Genomic DNA, 18,637 nt, shown 5'->3' on the forward strand with positions numbered 1-18,637 from the left:
CCTGGAGGCCGGACTTATTTTTGGGATCGGGGAGAATTCGGGGGAGGTGAGGGACGATGAGGATCGCCCAGGTGGCTCCGCTTTTCGAGGCGGTACCTCCCAAACTTTACGGGGGCACAGAGCGGGTGGTTTCCTGGCTTACGGAGGAGCTGGTGCGGCAGGGCCACGAAGTTACCCTCTTTGCCAGTGGGGACTCCCAGACCTCGGCCCGACTCGTCCCCTGTGCCCCTCAGGCCCTGCGCCTTTCCGGAGTCCGAGATCCTTTAGCCCCTCACGTACTTATGGTGGAGCGTGTCCTGCAGATGGCCCACGAGTTTGATATTATTCACTTTCACATAGATTACCTTCATCTGCCCCTCATGCGTCGGATGAAAAAACCCTATCTCACCACCCTGCACGGGCGGCTGGATCTTCCGGAGATGTTTCCCTTTTACAAGGAATTTCGGGAGGCTCCCTTTGTGTCCATCTCTTATGCCCAACGCCGGCCTCTTCCCTTTCTGAATTGGGTGGGAACGGTCTATCACGGGCTTCCCCGGGATCTCTATCGGCCTTCCTATACGCCGGGAAAATATCTGGCTTTCCTAGGGCGTATTTCTCCGGAAAAACGTCCGGATCGGGCCATCGAGCTGGCCGAAAGGGTGGGGATTAAGCTCCTCATGGCGGCCAAGGTGGACCGGGCCGACCAGGATTACTTCAAAGAGGTGATTAAGCCCCGCCTGCGCAGCCCCTGGGTGGAATTCGTGGGGGAGATCAACGATGGGGAAAAACAGGAGTTTCTGGCCGGAGCCCTAGCCCTTCTCATGCTTATTGACTGGCCTGAACCCTTCGGGCTGGTCATGATCGAGGCCAACGCCTGTGGCACCCCGGTCATTGCCTGGCGCTGCGGGTCGGTCCCGGAGATCATTGAGCCAGGGAGGAACGGTTTCATCGTGGAGAGTATGGAGGAGGCCGAAAGGGCGGTGGCCGAAATAGAGCGGATTTCCCGCCGGCAGTGCCGCCGGGTCTTTGAGGAGAGGTTTACCGCCGAGCGTATGGCCCGGGACTACCTGGCCCTTTATGCCAGGCTGGCCTACGAGGAGGTGCCCCTTTGGCGCAAGGCCGCTTAAAATTCTATATCCTGGCTGCCAGTCCCGGGCTTTCTCCCCGCAACCTGACCTTCAAACACGGGGACACCTTCGCCCTTTTTAACGCCGAGGGAGATATTGTCCCCGGAGGCCTGGGAGAACTGGGGCTCTATCATCAGGGGACGCGTTTTCTTTCCCGTCTGGAACTCTTCTGCTGCGAAACCAAGCCCTTTCTTCTTTCCTCTTCGCCTTCTCCGGATGGCCTTCTCATCCAGGTCAATCTCGCCAATCCGGATCTTCTGGCCGGGGATCTTTTTGTCCCCCGGGGGGCTCTCCACATAAAGCGTCTCAAGCTCCTCTATGAGGGGGTCTATTACGAGGAGCTGATCTTCACCAATTATGCGCTGGAGTCCTTAGAGGTCCCGGTAAGGATCCTCTGGGCGGCGGATTTTGCGGATATTTTTGAGGTGCGGGGGGTGAAACGGGCCCGGAGGGGCCATGTACTTCCTCCAGAGATTACCGAAGAGGGGGTGCGCATAAGGTACCACGGGCTTGACGGGGTGGACCGCAGGGTGGAGATCTTCTTTTCCGAAACCCCGGAGGTCTTGAGCCCGGAGGAGGCCCGCTTTTTTCTACGCCTTGCTCCCCGCCACAGAGAGCACCTGGTGCTTTCCGTGCGGTGTGTGGTGGGAGAGGAGGAGCCCGAAAGACATTCCTTCCGCAAGGCCCTCTTTCTGCGCCGTTCGGAACGCAAAGAACTCCTCAAGGCCAGCGTGCGGGTGGAGTCTTCCAATGAGCACTTTAACCGCTGGCTGGAACGTTCGGAATACGATCTTTTTATGATGCTTACCCGCACCCCTTACGGACTCTATCCCTATGCCGGCATACCCTGGTTTAGCACTGTTTTCGGACGCGACGGGCTCATCGTGGGGCTTCAGACCTTGTGGTTCAACCCGGAGATCGCGCGGGGTGTGCTGGAGGTCCTGGCGGCCACCCAGGCCACGGAGCTCGATCCGGTGCGGGATGCCGAGCCCGGGAAAATCCTCCACGAGATGCGCCTTTCGGAGATGGCCGCTACCGGAGAAGTTCCCTTCGGCCGTTATTATGGTTCCGTGGACGCCACCCTTCTTTTTATGATTCTGGCCGGGGCTTATTACGAGCGCACCCAGGATCTGGACTTCATGCGCCGTCTCTGGCCGCACCTGGAACTGGCCTTTGAGTGGATGAAAACCTACGGGGATCTCGACGGTGACGGCCTGGTGGAGTATCAGCCCTCGGAAGAGGGACTGGTAAACAAGGGCTGGAAGGACTCTCACGACAGCGTCTTTCATGCCGACGGCACCTTTCCCAAGCCACCCATAGCCCTGGTAGAGGTCCAGGGCTACGCCTACCGGGCCTGTTTGGAGATGGCCCGCCTTTCCCGGGCCTTGGGAAAGCACGATCTCGTGCTCCCTTTCCTTTCCCGGGCGGAGGATCTGCGGGAAAAGATCCGCAAGGCCTTCCTCCAGGGGGATTTCCCGGCTCTGGCCCTGGATGGGGCCAAAAGACCTTGCCTGGTGCGCACCTCCAATCCCGGCCACCTCCTTTTCGGAGAGGCTCTTTCGGAAAGCGAGGCGGTGGCCCTTTCCCGGGCCCTTTTTTCTCCGGATCTCTTTTCCGGCTGGGGTATTCGGACCCTGGGAAGAGGAGAAGTCCTTTATAACCCGGTCTCTTATCATAACGGTTCCGTCTGGCCTCACGACAATGCCCTTATCGCCCAAGGGTTCGACCGATATGGGCTCAAGGAGGCCGTGGAGAGGGTCTTTCGGGGGCTCTTTGAGGCCAGCCATTATTTTCCGAATCATCGGCTCCCGGAACTCTTTTGTGGCTTTTCTCGAAGGGCGGAGGAGGGGCCGGTCCAATATCCCGTGGCCTGTAGCCCCCAGGCCTGGGCCGCCGGGGCGGTTTTCATGCTGGTGGCCGCGGCCCTGGGCTTGCGTTTTACTTCCCGGGGTCTAGCCTTCGTGAAGCCCCGTCTTCCGGAATTTCTTTCCTGGTTGCGCTTTAAGGGTTTACGGGTAGGGGAGCACAGCGTGGACCTCGAGTTCCTGCGCTACGGACATGATGTGGTGGTCAATGTGTTGCGGAAGCCGAAGGCGGTGGAGATTCTGGTGGTGAAGTAGCGCGCAGGAAATCCACCAGGAGTTCGGCTACCCGGCGTGTGGCTCCGGGGCCTCCCAGGAGTTCACGCACCCGGCCCAGCTTGTGACGCACCTCCTCCCGGGCCCGAGTCTCAAAAAGAAAGGGCCGTATCTCTTCGGCCAGTCTTTCCGGGGTGACCTCATCTTGCAGGACTTCCGGGACCACCCTTTCTCCTAAAATGAGATTGGGCAGCGTGATATAGGGTACGCGCACCAGGAGCCGGGCCAGGAAAAAGGCCCATCCCGAAAGACGATAAGCGGCCACCATAGGAGTCCCCAGAAGGGCCCCCTCCAGAGTAATGGTCCCGGAGGCCATAAGCGCGGCCTCGGCGTGGCGCAGGACCTCGTGCTGGTAGCCGGAAAGGACCCGGATCTCCTTTCGGGCCTCTTCCCAGAGGGAATCCTCGGGCAGGCCCCCGGCCTTGACCGCCACGGCCTGAAGATGAGGATGATCCCGCCGCAGGAGGCGGTAAGTCTCAAGGAAGGTGGGAAGAAGCCTCTGGACCTCGCTCGGGCGACTGCCGGGGAAGATTCCCAGGAGAGGATGATGGGGCGAAAGGCCGACGATTTCGCAGAAGAGGCGTCGGGAGAGGGTAGGACGCAGGAGGTCCAGGAGGGGGTGCCCTACAAAGACCGTCCGAACCCCCTCCTTTTCGAAAAACTCCTTTTCAAAGGGCAGGACCACCGCCAGGAGATCCACACACCGGCGTAGGGTCTTTATCCGGCGACGGTGCCAGGCCCAGACCTGGGGGGCAACATAGTAAAAGACCGGCACCCCCACCCTTCGGCACAGGCGGGCCAGGCGAAGGTTGAATCCCGGAAAATCGATAAGGACCGTGGCCCGGAGGGGTTGGTCCACCAGGAATTCCCGTATACTTTGCCAGGCTTCACGCAGAAGGCGGAGTTGAGAAAGGCTGGGAAGACCCACTACGGAAAGGGGTTCGGCCGGAAAGAGGCACTCCAGGCCGGCGGCCCGCATCCGGCGCCCACCTATGCCGTAAAAGATCACCCCCGGATAAATCTCCCGTACCCGGCGGATGAGCTCGGCCCCGTAAAGATCTCCGGACTCTTCTCCGGCCACGATGAGGACCTTCACCTCACCGTTTCCCCGGCGGATTGAGCGAGATAGGTTTGAAGCTGGGTCTCAATTTCTTTCCGGATGCGGGACGCAAGTTCCAAAGAGACCAGGGCCTCCTCTCCGGGCACCGGGGGCCTTTTGCCGGAAAGGACCGCGGTCACGAAGCTGGCCAGTTCCTCGTAAAGGGGATCGGCCTCCGGGAATTCTTCCTCGTGAGTTCGGAGTTCTCCATGGGGAAGAAGCTGCACTTCAAAGAGCTTCCGGTGCAGGGTATCGGCGGAGAAATAGGCCCCGTGTTCGAAGACCCGGAAACGCCGTTGGGGGGTAAGGGAGATACGGCTGGCGGTGAGATTGGCCGAAAGGCCGTTTTCGAAAAGCAGGCGGACGCTGGCAATATCGATCTTGTCCGAAAGCACCGGAGCCCCGGCGGCCAGAAGTCCTTTAAGGCGGGCCCCCCGGGCCAGAAAGAGGACCAAATCCAAGTCGTGGATCATGAGATCCAGCACCACATCGATGTCTAAGGACCTTTCCGAGAAGATGGAAAGCCGATCGGCCTCGATAAATAGAGGGCGTTTTACCCGAGAAAGGAGGTGCTTTATGGAGGGCTGGAAGCGTTCTATGTGTCCCACCTGGAGGAAAAGGCCCTGCCTCTGAGCCAGTTCTACCAGTTCAGCTGCGGTCTCCGGACTTTCGGTAAGGGGTTTTTCCACAAAGAGGTGTTTTCCGGCCAAGAGGGCCTTGCGGGCAATCTCATAATGGGTGACCGTGGGGGTTACGATGGAAAGGGCCTCCGCCCGGGAAAGAAGAGCCTGCCATTCCGTAAACCAGGGCACCCCGAGCCTCTGGCCTACCTCCCGGGCCCTTTCCTCCTCAATGTCCGCCACTCCTACCAGTTCGGCTTCCGGTATACGGGCAAATTTTTCCGCATGGAAGCGCCCGAGATGCCCTACACCTACTACACCTACTTTGAGACGCTTCATGATACTCCTACAATGCTGATTTTGGCCTCCTCGGCCAGCCTCAGGGCTTCTTCCCGTTCGAAAAGGAGGCTGCGCCCGGCCTCCAGGGCCAATACTCGGGCCCCAGCCTCCTGCATTACCCGCACCGTATCCGCCCCCGCGGCCGGAAGATCCAGCCGCGGATCCTGGTTAGGTTTCATGACTTTAACCACCACCGCCCCCTGGCGCAAACGGCCGGCCCTCCGGATGGTCTCATCGGTGCCCTCCATAGCCTCCACGGCCACCACCATCCGGTCCTTGACCACTACGCACTGTCCGATATCCAGACGTCCAATCTCCCGGGCTAGAGAAAGCCCGAAGCGTATGTCTTCCCATTCCTCCTTGGAGGGGGCCTTTCGGGTGAGGACCCCTTCCGGGGTCAGAAGTTCGGGAAGGAGGTCCGCCGGGGAGACCACCCGAAGCCCTTCTTTTTCGAACTCCCGACAGACCTCCCGCAGGAGGGCGTCGTCGTTGCGGCTGGCAAGCCTTTTCCACAAAAGGAGGGCCCGCAGGTCCGGCAGGGCCTCCCGTAGGGCCCGGGGCTTTTCCACTTTACCCAGAAGACACACCTCCCGCACCCCGGCGCCCCGGAAGGTCTTAAGGAGTTTTCCGAACTGTCCCAGACGAAGACAGGCCACCCGGGCCCCGGCCTCCTCCAAACGCGCAGCCTGCTCGTCGGAAAAGGCCACCGCCACCACCTCGCGTCCCTTGGACTTAAGGGCCTTTACCAGGATAAGCGGTCCTTTGCCCTCGCCGGCTACTAGACCTACCGGGGCCTCCATGGTCTCAGAAGGCCTCCTCTCCCTCAAAGGGTTTGCGCCGCATGATCCCCTGCCGGGAAGGATTCTCGAGAAACCGTACAAACTCTTCCACATGAGGATCCCCGGGGAAGGCATCCCGTAACTCTTCGATGACCTCGGAAATCCTTCCCGGACCATCGAGGAAGATCCCCAGGGCCTGGGAGATGCGGCGGATGGCTTCCTTTTCAAAGCCTGCCCGACGCAGGCCCACCAGATTGACCCCCTGGATCTTGGCCGGAATGCCGAAGACCTTGACAAAGGGGGGCACATCCTTGTCCACTCCGCTCATCCCGCTCACAAAGGCATAAGCCCCGATACGGCAGAACTGGTGCACGGCCGAAAGCCCTCCGAAGACCACCCGATCCCCCACCCGTACATGTCCTCCGAGGGTGGCCCCGTTGGCCATGATGATCTCGTTGCCAAGGAAACAGTCGTGGGCGATGTGGACGTAAGCCATGAGGAGACAGCGGTTTCCGATGCGGGTAAGCCCCTGGTCCAGGGCCGTCCCCCGGTGAATGGTCACGAACTCCCGGATCACATTTTCGTCCCCGATCTCCACCCAGGTTTTCTCCCCCTTGTAAGAGAGGTGCTGAGGATCAGCCCCGAGGATGGCGTGATGATTGACCAGGTTGTTCCGCCCGAGGCGCACGTTTTTTTCTATCACTACATGAGCTCCGATGCGCGTTCCCCGGCCAATATAGACCTGAGGGCCAATTACGGCATAAGGCCCGATCTCCACTCCTTCTTCGATCTCCGCTGAGGGGTCCACGATGGCCGTGGGGTGGATCTTAGGCATGGGTTTCCTCCTCCCGGAGGATGGCCGCGGTGATTTCGGCCTCGGCCACCAGTTTCCCCTCCACACTGGCCCGAGCAGTGCTCTTGATGATGTGCCCTTTACGCCGGAATCCCTGAGCCTCAATTACTACCCGGTCCCCCGGACGTACCGGATGCCGGAAGCGGGCCTTGTCAATGGCCGCAAAGACAAAAAGGCTCTCCCGGCAGTCCTCCATGACCACCTTGATATAAAGGCCTCCGGTCTGGGCCATGGCCTCGATGAGAAGAACCCCGGGCATGAGGGGATTTCCTGGGAAATGGCCCTGGAAAAAGGGCTCATTGTGGGAGACATTCTTGATGGCCCGGATGTAGGCCCGTTCCGGATCGATCTCCTCCACCACATCCACCAGGAGAAAAGGATAGCGGTGGGGGAGGAGGGCCAAGATTTCCTGGGGTCCGAGGCTCCGTTTCACCGTGGTCCTCCTTTCTCAATATTTTGGGAAATTTCGGCCTTCGAGAGATCTTACTCGCGCTTTTGGTTTTCGGAAAGGAGCTTTTTGAGCCTTTGCCAATCTCTAAGCATCTCCGGAAGGCGGGCAAAGGCCACGGCGGCCTTGCGCCAGAGGCGGGCCGGAATGGCCGGAATACCGGCCACTTCTTCTCCCGGAGCTATGCGCCCGGAGATCCCGCTTTTGGCCGCAATACGGGCCCCGTCGCCTACTTCAGCCCCGGGGGCCACCCCCACCTGTCCTCCCATCATTACGAAACGCCCCAGCCGGGCATGCCCCCCTAGGCCGCACTGTGCCACAATAATGGAGCCTTCGCCGATCTCCACGTTGTGCCCGATCTGGACCAGGTTGTCGATCTTGGTCCCGGCCCCGATGCGGGTGGCCCCGAAGGTCCCCCGGTCCACACAGGTTGCGGCCCCGATCTCCACCTCTTCCCCGATCTCTACCGTACCGAAATGGGGGATCTTGAGGTGTCGTAGCCCTGCGGGGCCCATCTCCTGGGCATAGCCGAAGCCATCGGCCCCGATTACCGCCCCGGCGTGCACGAGGACCCGGTCGGCCAGTTTTACCCCGGGGTAAAGCACTACATAGGGATAGAGTACACACTCCCGGCCTACTTGAGCTCCGGGCCCCACGAAGACCCCGGGGTAGAGGATGCTTCCGGCCCCGATCCGGGCCTTTCGGCCTACATAGACCCAGGGGCCTATAGAGACGTCCTTTTCGATCTCGGCCCCTTCCTCCACTACTGCCAAGGGACTTATCCCCGGGGCGGGGTGGGGGGGCCTCCAGAAGAGTTGGGCCACTTTGGCCAGGGCCGCCCGGGGATTTTCCGCAAGAAGGAGGCTTTTTTCTTTGGGGAGTTCCGGGGCCAGGGCCGGAGGAGCAAGGAGTGCTTTCGCCCGGGTTCGGCGGGCGGCCTCCAGATAAGCCCGGGACTCCACAAAGGAGAGCTCTTCTTCTCCGGCAAGCTCCAGGGAGGAGACCCCGCGAATCTCTCGATCCTCTCCCCGAAATTCGGCTCCAATCCTCCGGGCAATCTCCGAAAGGAAATACTCAGGCATAGACCTATCTTAAAAACCCTCTCCCCAAAAGAAAACCCCCTTAAAAATTAGGATCCGATCCTATTTTATCCCTCTATCCACAAAAGTTATAAAGGATCTAAAACTTTATCCACTCTTCATTTTGGAAAAGCCTTTTAAAATAACTTCCGATATTAATGTTAAAATTTGAAATAAAAAATAGGATCCGATCCTATTTTTCAAGGTCCTATTTTTCAAGAAGGTAAATTGACCGGGGGGAGAGGGCGTTTTAAGTTGGGGAGGTTGATAGAGCGATGAAGTTGAGAACGGAGGAGAAGATGAAGGGCAAGGAGATTCGAAAGGCCTTTCTGGACTATTTCGCGGAGAAGGGGCACGAGATCGTGCCCTCAAGTTCTCTGGTTCCGGCAGACGATCCCACCCTTCTTTTTACCAACGCCGGGATGGTGCAGTTCAAGAGGGTCTTTTTAGGGGAGGAGGAGCGTCCCTACAAACGGGCCGCCTCCTGTCAGAAGTGCATGCGGGCCGGGGGCAAGCACAATGATCTAGAAAATGTGGGTTATACCGCCCGGCATCATACCTTTTTTGAAATGCTGGGCAATTTCTCCTTCGGAGACTATTTCAAGGCCGAAGCCATCGAGTACGCCTGGGAATTTCTTACTCAACGCTTAGGGCTTCCCAAGGAGAGGCTCTACGTCACTGTCTTCCGCGAAGACGACGAGGCGGCCACGCTCTGGCAAAAGATCGCCGGAATGCCGGCAGAGCGCATCGTGCGTCTGGGAGAAAAAGATAACTTTTGGGCTATGGGAGATACCGGCCCCTGCGGACCCTGTTCGGAAATCATCTACGATCAGGGGCCGGAGGTGGGCTGCGGCCGCCCGGATTGTGGCCCCGGGTGCGACTGTGATCGCTTTCTCGAGGTCTGGAACCTGGTCTTTATGCAATATGAGCGGGATGAGACCGGGGCCTTAAGGCCCCTTCCCCGTCCCTCCATCGATACCGGTATGGGCCTGGAACGGATTACCGCGGTGATCCAGGGGGTCTCCTCCAACTATGACACCGATCTCTTTTCCGGCATTATGGCCGGGATTGCCGAACTCTCCGGCCGCACTTACCAGGAAGGGGGAGAAATTACCACCGCCTTTCGGGTGATTGCCGACCATCTGCGGGCCTCGATCTTTCTCATCGCCGACGGAGTGGTCCCTTCAAACGAGGGCCGGGGCTATGTATTGCGGCGAATCATTCGGCGAGCCCAGCGGTTTGGCCGGCTCCTGGGCCTTACGGACCCTTTTCTCTTTCGTCTGGTTCCTCGGGTGGTGGAGGAATATGGAGACTTCTATCCCGAGCTCCAGCGGGCGGAACGGGCTGCAGAAAAGATTCTGGAGATTGAAGAGAGCCGTTTCTTGGAGACCCTTTCCCGGGGGCTGGAAATCCTGGAAGAGGAGCTTCGCAAGCTTTCGGAGAAGGGGGAGCGCCGTGTGCCCGGGGAGGTCATCTTTCGGCTCTACGACACTTACGGTTTCCCCCAGGATATTGTGCGGGATGTGGCCCTTTCCCGGGGCTTTGAGCTGGACCTTGAAGGCTTTGAGCGTCTCATGGCCGAGGCCCGGGCCCGCAGCCGGGAGTCCTGGAAAGGAACCCTTTCCCGGGCCCCGGAGATCCTGAAGCGCCTCTCGGAAAGCCTCGCCGAAACCCCCTTTGTAGGTTACGAGACCCTTTCCACGGAGGCCGAAATCCTGGCCCTGGTGGTCGAAGAAAAGGAAGTTTCGGAGATCTCTCAAGGGGAAGAGGCCCTGGTCATCTTTTCCCAGACTCCCTTTTATCCCGAGGGCGGAGGCCAGGTGGCGGACCAGGGCCTGGTACTTTCCCGCGGGGCCAAGGCCGAGGTGCTGGAGGTACGCCGTTTCGGGAATCTGATCCTCCATCGGCTGCGAGTGCTCGAGGGCCGGTTTTGTAAGGGGCAGCGGGTCAAGCTGGAGGTCCTTGCCGACCGCAGGCTTTCTACCGCTCGGCACCATACGGCCACGCACCTTCTGCACGCAGCCCTTAGGCGGGTCCTGGGAGAGCATGTGCGTCAGGCGGGCTCCCTGGTGAGCCCGGATCGGCTGCGCTTCGATTTTACCCATTTTGAGGCCTTGAGCCCGGAAGAAATACGTTCCGTAGAGGAGTTGGTGAACGCCCGCATCCGGGAGGACCTTCCGGTAGAGGTAAGGGTGGTTTCCTTTCGGGAGGCCCAGGCCATGGGGGCTCTGGCCCTTTTTGGGGAGAAGTACGGAGAGAGGGTAAGGGTGGTGCGCATCGGAGACTTTTCTCTGGAGCTCTGTGGAGGGACCCACGTGCGGCATACCGGAGAACTGGGCCTTTTTAAAATTGTTTCGGAAAGCAGTGTAGCCGCCGGGGTGCGCCGGGTAGAGGCCCTGGCCGGGGAGCCGGCCCTGCGGTGGGTCTTTGCCCTTGAGGACGAAAGGCGTCACCTGGGGGCGCTCCTTAGTTGTTCTCCGGTGGAAATCGCAAAGCAAGTGGAGCGGCTTTTGGAGAGGGTCCAGGAACTGGAGGCCGAGGTGCGACGGCTCAAGAGCGGGCAATTGCGCCGCATCCTGGAGGAAAAGCTTTCCGAGGCGCAGGAGATCTCCGGGCTGAAGGTCCTGTGTACCGAGGTCCCGGCCCGGGATCCGGCAGAGCTGCGGGAGTTGGGTGACTTTTTCCGGGACAAACTGGGCTCCGGGGTGGTCTTTCTTTACGCGGTAAATGGAAAGAAGGTCCAACTTCTGGCTATGGTGACCAAGGATCTGGCTCAAAAGATTCCGGCCGGAAAGCTCCTTCAGGCCGTAGCCCCGGTGGTGGGAGGCCGGGGAGGGGGACGGCCGGAGATGGCCCAGGGAGGGGGAAACCGGCCAGAGGCGGTCTCCCAGCTTAAGGAAGCCGTGCTTTCCGAGATCCGGCGTTTACTTTCCGGATAGGGCCTTTTTGAGCCGGGGCGAAGCCCGGAAGACTATGCGGGCTCTGGCGGGGACCTCCAAAGGACGGCCGGTACGAAAATCATAGGCTCGCCGAGGGCCGGCCTGAGTGACCTCGAATCTTCCAAACCCGGTAAGGAGGACTTTCTTTTTCTGGAGAAGACCTTCGGAGAGGATCTCTAAAAAGGTCGCCAGGAGGGTGCGCACTTCGGCCCGGGACTTTATGACCCGGGCCGCCTTCAGCCTTCGGTAGAGACGGGCTTCAAGCTCCTGGAATCTCATCCGCGGTAAAGGTCGCAGCCGGCAAAGCGGGCCGCTCGGCCCAGCATCTCCTCAATCCGGAGGAGTTGGTTATATTTGGCCACCCGTTCACTGCGGCAGGGGGCCCCGGTCTTGATCTGTCCGGAGTTTACGGCCACCGCCAGGTCGGCAATAAAGGTATCCTCCGTCTCCCCGGAGCGGTGGGAGATCACCGTACGCCAGCCGGTGCGATGGGCCAGCTCGATGGCCTCCAGGGTCTCGGAGACGGTGCCGATCTGGTTGAGCTTGATGAGGACCGCATTGGCCACCTTGCGCTCTATCCCCTCCCGGATGCGTCTTACATTGGTCACGAAGATGTCGTCGCCTACGATCTGGACCCGATCCCCCAGTTCCCGGAAGAGGGCCTCCCAGCCCTCCCAGTCGTCTTCGGCCAGAGGGTCCTCAAGAGAGACTATGGGAAAGTCCCGCAGGAGGTCCTGGTAAAAACGGATCATTTCCTCGGCCGAGACCTCCTGGCCTTCGAAATGGTAACGCCCCTGCCGATAAAATTCGCTGGCTGCGGCATCCAGGGCCAGGGCGATCTCTTCTCCGGGGCGATAGCCGGCCCGCTCGATGGCTACCAGAAGAATCTCCAAGGCCTCTCGAGAGTTGCGCAACTGGGGAGCAAAGCCCCCTTCGTCTCCTATGGCCACCGAAAGACCCCGTTCCTTAAGGACCTTTTTGAGGCTCTGGTAGGTCTCGGCCCCGGCCCTGAGGGCCTCGGTAAAGCTCGTAAAACCGCAGGGCACGATCATGAACTCTTGAATATCCAGGGGGTTGTCCGCATGGACTCCACCGTTGAGGACGTTCATCATGGGTACCGGAAGCACCCGGGCTCCCACCCCACCCAGATAGGCGAAAAGGGGCAGGCCGGCCTCCGCCGCCGAGGCCCGGGCTACCGCCATGGAGACCGCCAGCAGGGCGTTGGCCCCGAGGCGGCTTTTGTTTTCCGTCCCATCGAGCTCGATCAGGAGACGGTCGATTCCCGCCTGATCCGTGGACTCCAGGCCCGCCAGTTCGGGTCCGATGATTTCATTTATGTGCTGAACGGCCTTAAGGACCCCCTTTCCTCCGTAGCGTTCGTCCCCGTCGCGCAACTCCAGGGCCTCGTGGGTCCCGGTGGAGGCCCCGGAGGGCACGGCCGCCCGTCCGGAAAAACCGCTTTCCAGATGCACCTCCGCCTCTACCGTGGGATTGCCCCGAGAATCCAGGATCTCTCTGGCATGGACCACCACGATCTCTCCCATGTTACCCTCCTTTTTGTAAGGCTTTTTTTAATTCCTCCCAGAAGACCGGTCTGGTCCCCATCTTGCCCACCACGATCCCGGCGCAGAGGTTGGCCAGCGAGACCGCCTCTTTGAGGGGGAGCCCCGCGGTGTAAAAGGCGGTCAGGGCGGCGATGGCCGTGTCCCCGGCACCGGAAACATCATAGACTTCCCGCGCCCGCGCGGGAAAGTGCCAGGAGCCCTCCTCCGGATGATAAAGGAACATCCCCTCCGGGCCCAGGGTAACCACCATGAAGGAGAGGTCCAGCTTTTCCACCAGCCTCCGGGCCCCTCCTTCCAGATCTTCCTCGAGAATGCCCATGGTGGGCAGTATAGCCCTAAATTCTTTACGGTTGGGGGTTACACAGGTGGCCCCGGCGTACTTCTGCCACTCCAGCCCCTTGGGATCTACAAAGACCGGAAGACCCTGGCGCCGGGCCTCCTCGATCAACCAGGAGGTAAAACCGGAAGAAGCCAGGACTCCTTTGGCATAATCCGAAAGAATTACCGCCTTTACCTGGGGGAGAAGCTCTTCCAGGCGGGCCTTGAGGGTCTCCCGGATCTCCGGGGTAGGGGAGGCCCGCCGTTCGGTATCGATCCGCAGGAGGTGTTGGGCCTGGGCGATGACCCGGGTCTTGACCGTGGTGGGGCGCCCCCCGTCTCGCACCACGGCCCGGGTGCCCAGCCCAGCCCTCCGGGCTAGCTCCAAAAAGACCTCTCCCTCCCGATCTTCCCCCACCAGTCCACAGAGTTCGGCCCGCACCCCTAGGCCCGCCAGGTTGGCGGCCACATTGGCCGCGCCTCCAAGGCTGTGGGAGATATCGCGGAGATCAAAGACCGGAACCGGAGCCTCGGGGGAGATGCGGGAGACCTCTCCCCAGAAATACTGGTCGAGCATAAGGTCTCCCACCACCAGGATGGAAAGCCCCTTGAGGGCCTCCCGGAGGGTTTCGGGGTCCAATCTAGGCCTCCTCGGCGGTGGGCTCCCGGGTGGGCAACCCGGCCATTTCCCGGATGCGGGCCTCGATCTCTGCCGCCAGCTCCGGTTTTTCTTTGAGGAGTCTCCTTACGTTTTCCCGGCCCTGTCCCAGGCGTTCTCCCTGATAGGAAAACCAGGAGCCACTCTTTTCAATCAATCCCATAGCCAGCCCCAGGTCGATCAACTCTCCCTCCCGGGAGATACCCTCCCCGTAAAGGATCTCGAACTCCGCCTCCCGGAAGGGCGGGGCCAGTTTGTTCTTGACGATCTTGACCCTGGTGCGGTTTCCGATCTGTTCCTGTCCGTCCTTGACCTGTCCGATACGGCGGATATCCATGCGCAGGGTGGCGTAAAATTTGAGGGCCATGCCTCCGGTAGTGGTCTCCTGAGGGCCTCCGTAGGAAAATCCGCCGATGCGCATCCGGGTCTGATTAATGAAAATGACCGCGGTCTCGGTCTTGGCCACCACGGAGGTGAGTTTGCGCATGGCCTTGGACATGAGTCGGGCCTGAAGCCCTACCTGCTGATCCTCCATGGCCCCTTCAAGTTCGGCCTGGGGGACCAGGGCGGCCACCGAGTCCACCACGATCACATCCACCCCCCCGCTTCGGGCCAAGACCTCGGCAATTTCCAGGGCCTGCTCTCCGGTATCGGGTTGACTGATCAGCAGATCCTCTACTTTAACCCCCAATTTTTGGGCATAGTGCACGTCCAGGGCGTGCTCAGCATCGATGAAGGCCGCCACCCCTCCGGCCTTCTGGGCCTGGGCCACAATATGGAGGGCCAGAGTGGTCTTTCCCGAAGACTCTGCTCCGAAGATCTCCGTAATCCGGCCTCGAGGCACCCCTCCAATGCCGGTAGCGATATCCAGCGAAAGGGATCCTGTGGGAATGGCCCGGGCCTCGATGCGCCGGTCGGTCTCCCCCAGGCGCATGATGGCCCCTTTGCCGAATTGTCTCTCCAGCTGGGCGATAGCCGCCTCTACCGCCTTTTTCTTGTCTAAAGCCATATCCTCCTCCGGTAACTTTTCAGGGAATAATTTTAGCACAAAGAGGGAAGATTTTTCATCTGGATCTTTACCGGCGCAAGAAGCTTGGGACGCACATGATTTACGGTTGGAAGGCGGAAGTTCGGGTGGACCCTTTGCTTAAGCTCGAAGTGCAGGGGACCTGCGGATAAAGACGGGGAACGCATTTTGCAAGTTATAGGGCAGGGTGGCTCGGCCCTCTATCTTCCCTACGATCGGGAAGCCCATCCCGATCCCAAAGACGCCGGAGATAAATTTTCCGGGTGGCTCTCTACAGTTTGGGGCCCCGGGTAAAATTTCCCCTTACGGATTTTCTGTATACTCGGTAATAATTAAGTATGCTTCTGGAGTTGCGGCTCCAAAATTTTCTTCTTATTGAGGAGGCCCATCTGTCTCTGGGGCCGGGTTTTACGGTGCTTACCGGGGAGACCGGGGCGGGAAAGTCTTTGCTGATCAAGGCCCTGCGGTTGGTGCTGGGAGAGCGAGGCGGTCCGGAATACCTGCGTCCCGGGGCCAAAGAGGCCGTAGTGGAGGCCCTCTTAGCTTCTTCGAAGCTTCCGAAAAGACTTTCTTCCCTGGGCCTTGAGCCTGCGGAGGAGATCCTCGTGCGGCGGATAATCACCCCGGAGCGCTCCCGCATTTTCGTAAACGGGGCTCCGGTGCCCCTTAAAATGCTTGCCCGTGTTACCCAAGGCCTGGTAGTCCTTACCGGACAGCATGAGTTCCGGGCCCTCCTTTCTCCGGAATATCGCCTGCGGCTACTGGACGCCTTTGCCGGGACAGAAGATCTTCGGCGTCGCTATCGGGAGGTCTTCTCCCATCTGCGCAAGCTGCGGGAGGAACGCCGGCGTCTAGAGGAAGAGTGTTCCCGCCTGGCCCGGGAGCGGGACTTTCTGGAGTTTCAGATCCGGGAAATTGAGGAGGCCGGCCTTTGTCCCGGGGAAGATGAGGAACTAGAGCGGGAAAGAGAGGTCCTGCGGAACCTGACCCGGCTTAAAGAAGGGCTTTCCGAGGGGGTGCGGGCCCTTTCTGTGGCCGGAAGGGAGCTTTCCCAGGCCCTCTCCGCCCTCCGGGGGCTGGCGCGTTTCGAGGAGGGACTTTCGGGCCTCCTGGCGCGCCTTGAGGGGGCCTACTATGAGGTCCTGGAGGGGGAGCGCGAGCTCCAAGGGCGTCTGACCTCCCTCCCGGAGGATGACTCCCGTCTGGAAGAGGTGGAGGCCCGGCTGGCCCGCTTGCAGAATCTCAAACGCAAGTACGGGAGCACGGTGGAGGAGATCCTGGAGACCCTGGTGGAACTTAAGGCCCGGAGAGAGAGACTGGAAGGGGGGGAGGATCGCCTGGCGGATCTTGTGGCTGAGGAAGGCCGGCTGGCCGAGGAGGCCTTGGGGCTGGCCCTTGAGCTTTCTTCAGAAAGGATTCGGGCGGCGGCGGAACTCTCCCGGAGGGTGACCGAAGAGCTTTCTGGCCTGGCCTTTACCGGGGCGGAATTCCGGGTAGAAGTCCAGCGGGAAGAGGTTCGGCCCGAGGCCCTGGGCCCGGAGGGGCTCGACCGGGTGGAATTTCTGGTGCGCACCAATCCCGGGACCCCGGAGCGGCCTTTGGAAAAAGTGGCCTCCGGGGGGGAGCTTTCTCGTATCTTCCTGGCCCTCAAAGGGGCCCTTGCCGAAAGGGATCGGGCCGCCTGCCTTATCTTCGACGAGGTGGACTCTGGAGTGGGGGGAAGGGCCGCAGTCCGGGTAGGGGAAAAACTCCGGGAGCTTTCCCAGAGGGATCAGGTGATTTGCATCACGCACCTTCCTCAGATTGCCCGTCTGGCCGATCGGCACTTCGTCGTGGAAAAAGAGGTCCTGGGCGCGCAGGCCTTCACCCGGGTGCGGGAACTCTCTGGGGAAGAAAGGGAGAGGGAGTGGTTACGGATGCTGGGGGAAGAGCATGTCTAGGGCCCGGGGTCTTCTTCTTTTTTCCGGGGGGCTGGACAGCCTGCTTGCCGGAAAGGTCCTCCAGGCCCAGGGGATTGAGGTCTGGGCCGTGCGTTTTATTACGCCTTTTTTTCACTGGGGCTGGCGGGGACGGGAAGAAGAATTTGACCGACTGATGCGAGAAAAATACGGTTTTCGGGGGATTGTCCGGGATATTAGTGAAGAATACCTTGAGATGCTTAAGGCCCCGCCTCACGGCTATGGTTCCGCAGCCAATCCCTGTATCGACTGCAAGATCCTTATGTTGCGTAAGGCCCGGGAAGTAATGTCCGAAGTGGGGGCGGACTTTCTGGCCACCGGAGAGGTGGTGGGCCAGCGCCCTATGAGTCAGCGTCGCCACATTATGCGCCATATTGAAAAGGAGGCCGGGGTAGAGGGGATCCTTTTGCGCCCTCTCTGCGCCAAACATCTTCCGCCCACAGAGCCGGAGAAGAAGGGGCTGGTGGACCGAGAAAAACTCTACGATTTCCGCGGCCGAGGGCGCAAACCCCAGATGCGGCTGGCTCGGGAGTTCGGGATTACCGACTATCCCACCCCGGCCGGGGGTTGCATCCTCACCGATCCCACCATTGGAGAGAGGATTCTAAGGTTGCTGGAGCTCCGGGGTGGTCTTTCCGTGCGCGAGGCAGAGCTGGCCCTCCTCGGAAGACATTTTGTGGAAGAGGGTTTCTGGTTGGTGGTGGGACGCAAGGAGGCGGAAAACCGGCGACTGGCGGAATTGGCCCGGCCGGAGGATCGGCTTTTCAAGATAAGAGGAGTGCCAGGGCCCACCGGACTCCTGGTGGAGGGTCAGGGGGATCTCGAGAAAGTAAAGGAGATCTTGAAGCGCTACACCCCCAAGGCCCGGGACCTTTCAGAAGTGGAACTGGAAGAGTTTCGTGAGAGGTCATGAAAGGCCCGGTGGTCCTTCTTACGGATTTCGGGCTGGCGGACCATTATGTGGGGGTGATGAAAGGGGTTATCCTTTCCCGGGTCCCGGAGGCGGTCCTGGTGGATCTTACCCACGAGATCCCGCCCCAGGATGTGCGCACTGCGGCCTACGAACTTTGGGTCTCCTACCGGTATTTTCCTCAAGGCTCCCTCTTTGTCTGTGTAGTGGATCCCGGGGTAGGAACCGAAAGGCGGGCCCTTCTTCTTGAGACCGAGGGGTATCTCTTCCTCGGGCCGGACAATGGCCTTTTTACCCCCCTTTTCCTTTCCCACCGCCACTTCAAACTTTACGCGCTGGAGGTAGAGCGGTTTCTGCTCCCGGAGCCCAGCCGCACCTTTCACGGCCGGGACCTTTTTGCCCCGGCCGCCGCGGCCCTCCTTTCCGGGCTTCCCCCTGAGGAATGCGGTTCTCGCGTTTCCGATCCGGTCCTCCTTCTCTGGCCCCGTCCGGAGCCTCGGCCCGGAGGGCTTAAGGTCCCGGTCCTGCGGGTAGACCGCTTCGGGAATCTCATCACCGCCGCCACCCGGGAGCATCTTCCCGAAAGGGGTTTCAGGGTGTTGGTGGCCGGGCGTGAGATCCCCTTCGCAGGGACCTACGCGGAGGTCCCGGAGGGGCACCCCTTGGCCCTCTGGGGAAGCGATGGCTTTCTGGAGATCGCCGTAAACCGGGGTTCGGCTGCGGAAGTTTTCGGCCCCGAGCCGGAGATTCTGGTCCTATTCTAGTTTTCCTGAGGAGGGCGGTTTGCCGGCTTCAACCGAC

Annotated in this window: 16 protein-coding genes; 6 read left to right on the forward strand and 10 right to left on the reverse strand. The window is 60.4% G+C overall.

The window, feature by feature from the left end; all coding sequences use genetic code 11:
- The first annotated feature begins 56 nt into the window (after nt 1-56).
- A complete protein-coding gene (locus FVE67_RS07755; protein ID WP_168720037.1) occupies nt 57-1,106 on the forward strand; it encodes a glycosyltransferase family 4 protein in 1,050 nt (349 codons plus the stop codon).
- Nucleotides 1,088-3,226 (forward strand): amylo-alpha-1,6-glucosidase, encoded by a 2,139-nt coding sequence (locus FVE67_RS07760; RefSeq protein WP_168720038.1) that lies wholly within the window; start codon nt 1,088-1,090, stop codon nt 3,224-3,226. Before FVE67_RS07755 ends, FVE67_RS07760 begins: the two co-directional genes overlap by 19 nt.
- Here FVE67_RS07760 and lpxB read toward each other — a convergent pair.
- Genes lpxB through lpxD form a run of 6 tightly spaced genes read right to left on the reverse strand, consistent with a single transcriptional unit; the run spans nt 3,177 to nt 8,464 of the window.
- Nucleotides 3,177-4,340, reverse strand: a complete 1,164-nt coding sequence (lpxB, locus tag FVE67_RS07765) for a lipid-A-disaccharide synthase (RefSeq protein WP_168720039.1) — start codon at nt 4,338-4,340, stop codon at nt 3,177-3,179. The two genes, FVE67_RS07760 and lpxB, sit on opposite strands and share 50 nt — an antisense overlap.
- Nucleotides 4,337-5,302, reverse strand: coding sequence for a Gfo/Idh/MocA family protein (locus tag FVE67_RS07770; RefSeq protein ID WP_168720040.1), 966 nt, complete (start codon nt 5,300-5,302; stop codon nt 4,337-4,339). The genes lpxB and FVE67_RS07770 overlap by 4 nt, the downstream gene beginning before the upstream one ends.
- On the reverse strand, nt 5,299-6,102 hold the full coding sequence (locus FVE67_RS07775) for an LpxI family protein (protein ID WP_168720041.1): 804 nt from the start codon (nt 6,100-6,102) through the stop codon (nt 5,299-5,301). Before FVE67_RS07775 ends, FVE67_RS07770 begins: the two co-directional genes overlap by 4 nt.
- 4 nt (nt 6,103-6,106) lie before the next feature.
- Nucleotides 6,107-6,916, reverse strand: coding sequence for an acyl-ACP--UDP-N-acetylglucosamine O-acyltransferase (gene lpxA / locus FVE67_RS07780; protein WP_168720042.1), 810 nt, complete (start codon nt 6,914-6,916; stop codon nt 6,107-6,109).
- Complete coding sequence (fabZ, locus tag FVE67_RS07785; RefSeq protein WP_168720043.1) at nt 6,909-7,367, reverse strand: 3-hydroxyacyl-ACP dehydratase FabZ; 459 nt, start codon at nt 7,365-7,367, stop codon at nt 6,909-6,911. The genes lpxA and fabZ overlap by 8 nt, the downstream gene beginning before the upstream one ends.
- A gap of 50 nt (nt 7,368-7,417) precedes the next feature.
- Nucleotides 7,418-8,464 carry a UDP-3-O-(3-hydroxymyristoyl)glucosamine N-acyltransferase gene (lpxD, locus tag FVE67_RS07790; protein ID WP_168720044.1) on the reverse strand — a complete coding sequence of 349 codons (1,047 nt, stop codon included), beginning with the start codon at nt 8,462-8,464 and terminating at the stop codon, nt 7,418-7,420.
- Nucleotides 8,465-8,760: 296 nt separating this feature from the next.
- Between lpxD and alaS the strand changes: the two genes are divergently transcribed.
- On the forward strand, nt 8,761-11,400 hold the full coding sequence (alaS, locus tag FVE67_RS07795; RefSeq protein ID WP_168720365.1) for an alanine--tRNA ligase: 2,640 nt from the start codon (nt 8,761-8,763) through the stop codon (nt 11,398-11,400).
- On the opposite strand, the gene FVE67_RS07800 is transcribed toward alaS, so the two are convergent.
- The 4 genes from FVE67_RS07800 to recA are packed head-to-tail and all read right to left on the reverse strand — an operon-like array spanning nt 11,386 to nt 14,950.
- The gene (locus tag FVE67_RS07800) at nt 11,386-11,679 is read right to left on the reverse strand and encodes an HU family DNA-binding protein (RefSeq protein ID WP_168720045.1); all 294 of its coding nucleotides are present in this window, start codon (nt 11,677-11,679) and stop codon (nt 11,386-11,388) included. The two genes, alaS and FVE67_RS07800, sit on opposite strands and share 15 nt — an antisense overlap.
- Nucleotides 11,676-12,944 carry a phosphopyruvate hydratase gene (eno, locus tag FVE67_RS07805; protein WP_168720046.1) on the reverse strand — a complete coding sequence of 423 codons (1,269 nt, stop codon included), beginning with the start codon at nt 12,942-12,944 and terminating at the stop codon, nt 11,676-11,678. The genes FVE67_RS07800 and eno overlap by 4 nt, the downstream gene beginning before the upstream one ends.
- Before the next feature lies 1 nt (nt 12,945).
- Nucleotides 12,946-13,923 (reverse strand): D-glycero-beta-D-manno-heptose-7-phosphate kinase, encoded by a 978-nt coding sequence (rfaE1, locus tag FVE67_RS07810; protein ID WP_246167873.1) that lies wholly within the window; start codon nt 13,921-13,923, stop codon nt 12,946-12,948.
- Nucleotide 13,924: 1 nt separating this feature from the next.
- Nucleotides 13,925-14,950, reverse strand: a complete 1,026-nt coding sequence (gene recA, locus FVE67_RS07815; RefSeq protein WP_168720047.1) for a recombinase RecA — start codon at nt 14,948-14,950, stop codon at nt 13,925-13,927.
- 356 nt (nt 14,951-15,306) lie between these two features.
- On the opposite strand from recA, the gene recN reads away from it, so the two are divergent.
- From recN to FVE67_RS07830, 3 genes are read left to right on the forward strand one after another with little or no spacing between them, the layout of a single operon-like run.
- A complete protein-coding gene (recN, locus tag FVE67_RS07820; protein ID WP_168720048.1) occupies nt 15,307-16,908 on the forward strand; it encodes a DNA repair protein RecN in 1,602 nt (533 codons plus the stop codon).
- On the forward strand, nt 16,901-17,839 hold the full coding sequence (locus tag FVE67_RS07825; RefSeq protein ID WP_168720049.1) for a hypothetical protein: 939 nt from the start codon (nt 16,901-16,903) through the stop codon (nt 17,837-17,839). The genes recN and FVE67_RS07825 overlap by 8 nt, the downstream gene beginning before the upstream one ends.
- Complete coding sequence (locus FVE67_RS07830) at nt 17,836-18,600, forward strand: SAM hydrolase/SAM-dependent halogenase family protein (RefSeq protein ID WP_168720050.1); 765 nt, start codon at nt 17,836-17,838, stop codon at nt 18,598-18,600. The genes FVE67_RS07825 and FVE67_RS07830 overlap by 4 nt, the downstream gene beginning before the upstream one ends.
- The last annotated feature ends 37 nt before the right edge of the window (nt 18,601-18,637 follow it).

This window comes from Thermosulfurimonas marina, from assembly GCF_012317585.1.
In the GTDB taxonomy this organism is placed as follows: domain Bacteria; phylum Desulfobacterota; class Thermodesulfobacteria; order Thermodesulfobacteriales; family Thermodesulfobacteriaceae; genus Thermosulfurimonas_A; species Thermosulfurimonas_A marina.

Coding starts and splice junctions, on each gene's coding strand:
- FVE67_RS07755 (WP_168720037.1), top strand. CDS start 57: ATGAGGATCGCCCAGGTGGCTCCGCTTTTCGAGGCGGTACCTCCCAAA.
- FVE67_RS07770 (WP_168720040.1), bottom strand. CDS start 5,302: ATGAAGCGTCTCAAAGTAGGTGTAGTAGGTGTAGGGCATCTCGGGCGC.
- FVE67_RS07775 (WP_168720041.1), bottom strand. CDS start 6,102: ATGGAGGCCCCGGTAGGTCTAGTAGCCGGCGAGGGCAAAGGACCGCTT.
- lpxA (WP_168720042.1), bottom strand. CDS start 6,916: ATGCCTAAGATCCACCCCACGGCCATCGTGGACCCCTCAGCGGAGATC.
- lpxD (WP_168720044.1), bottom strand. CDS start 8,464: ATGCCTGAGTATTTCCTTTCGGAGATTGCCCGGAGGATTGGAGCCGAA.
- alaS (WP_168720365.1), top strand. CDS start 8,761: ATGAAGGGCAAGGAGATTCGAAAGGCCTTTCTGGACTATTTCGCGGAG.
- FVE67_RS07800 (WP_168720045.1), bottom strand. CDS start 11,679: ATGAGATTCCAGGAGCTTGAAGCCCGTCTCTACCGAAGGCTGAAGGCG.
- eno (WP_168720046.1), bottom strand. CDS start 12,944: ATGGGAGAGATCGTGGTGGTCCATGCCAGAGAGATCCTGGATTCTCGG.
- recA (WP_168720047.1), bottom strand. CDS start 14,950: ATGGCTTTAGACAAGAAAAAGGCGGTAGAGGCGGCTATCGCCCAGCTG.
- recN (WP_168720048.1), top strand. CDS start 15,307: ATGCTTCTGGAGTTGCGGCTCCAAAATTTTCTTCTTATTGAGGAGGCC.
- FVE67_RS07825 (WP_168720049.1), top strand. CDS start 16,901: ATGTCTAGGGCCCGGGGTCTTCTTCTTTTTTCCGGGGGGCTGGACAGC.
- FVE67_RS07830 (WP_168720050.1), top strand. CDS start 17,836: ATGAAAGGCCCGGTGGTCCTTCTTACGGATTTCGGGCTGGCGGACCAT.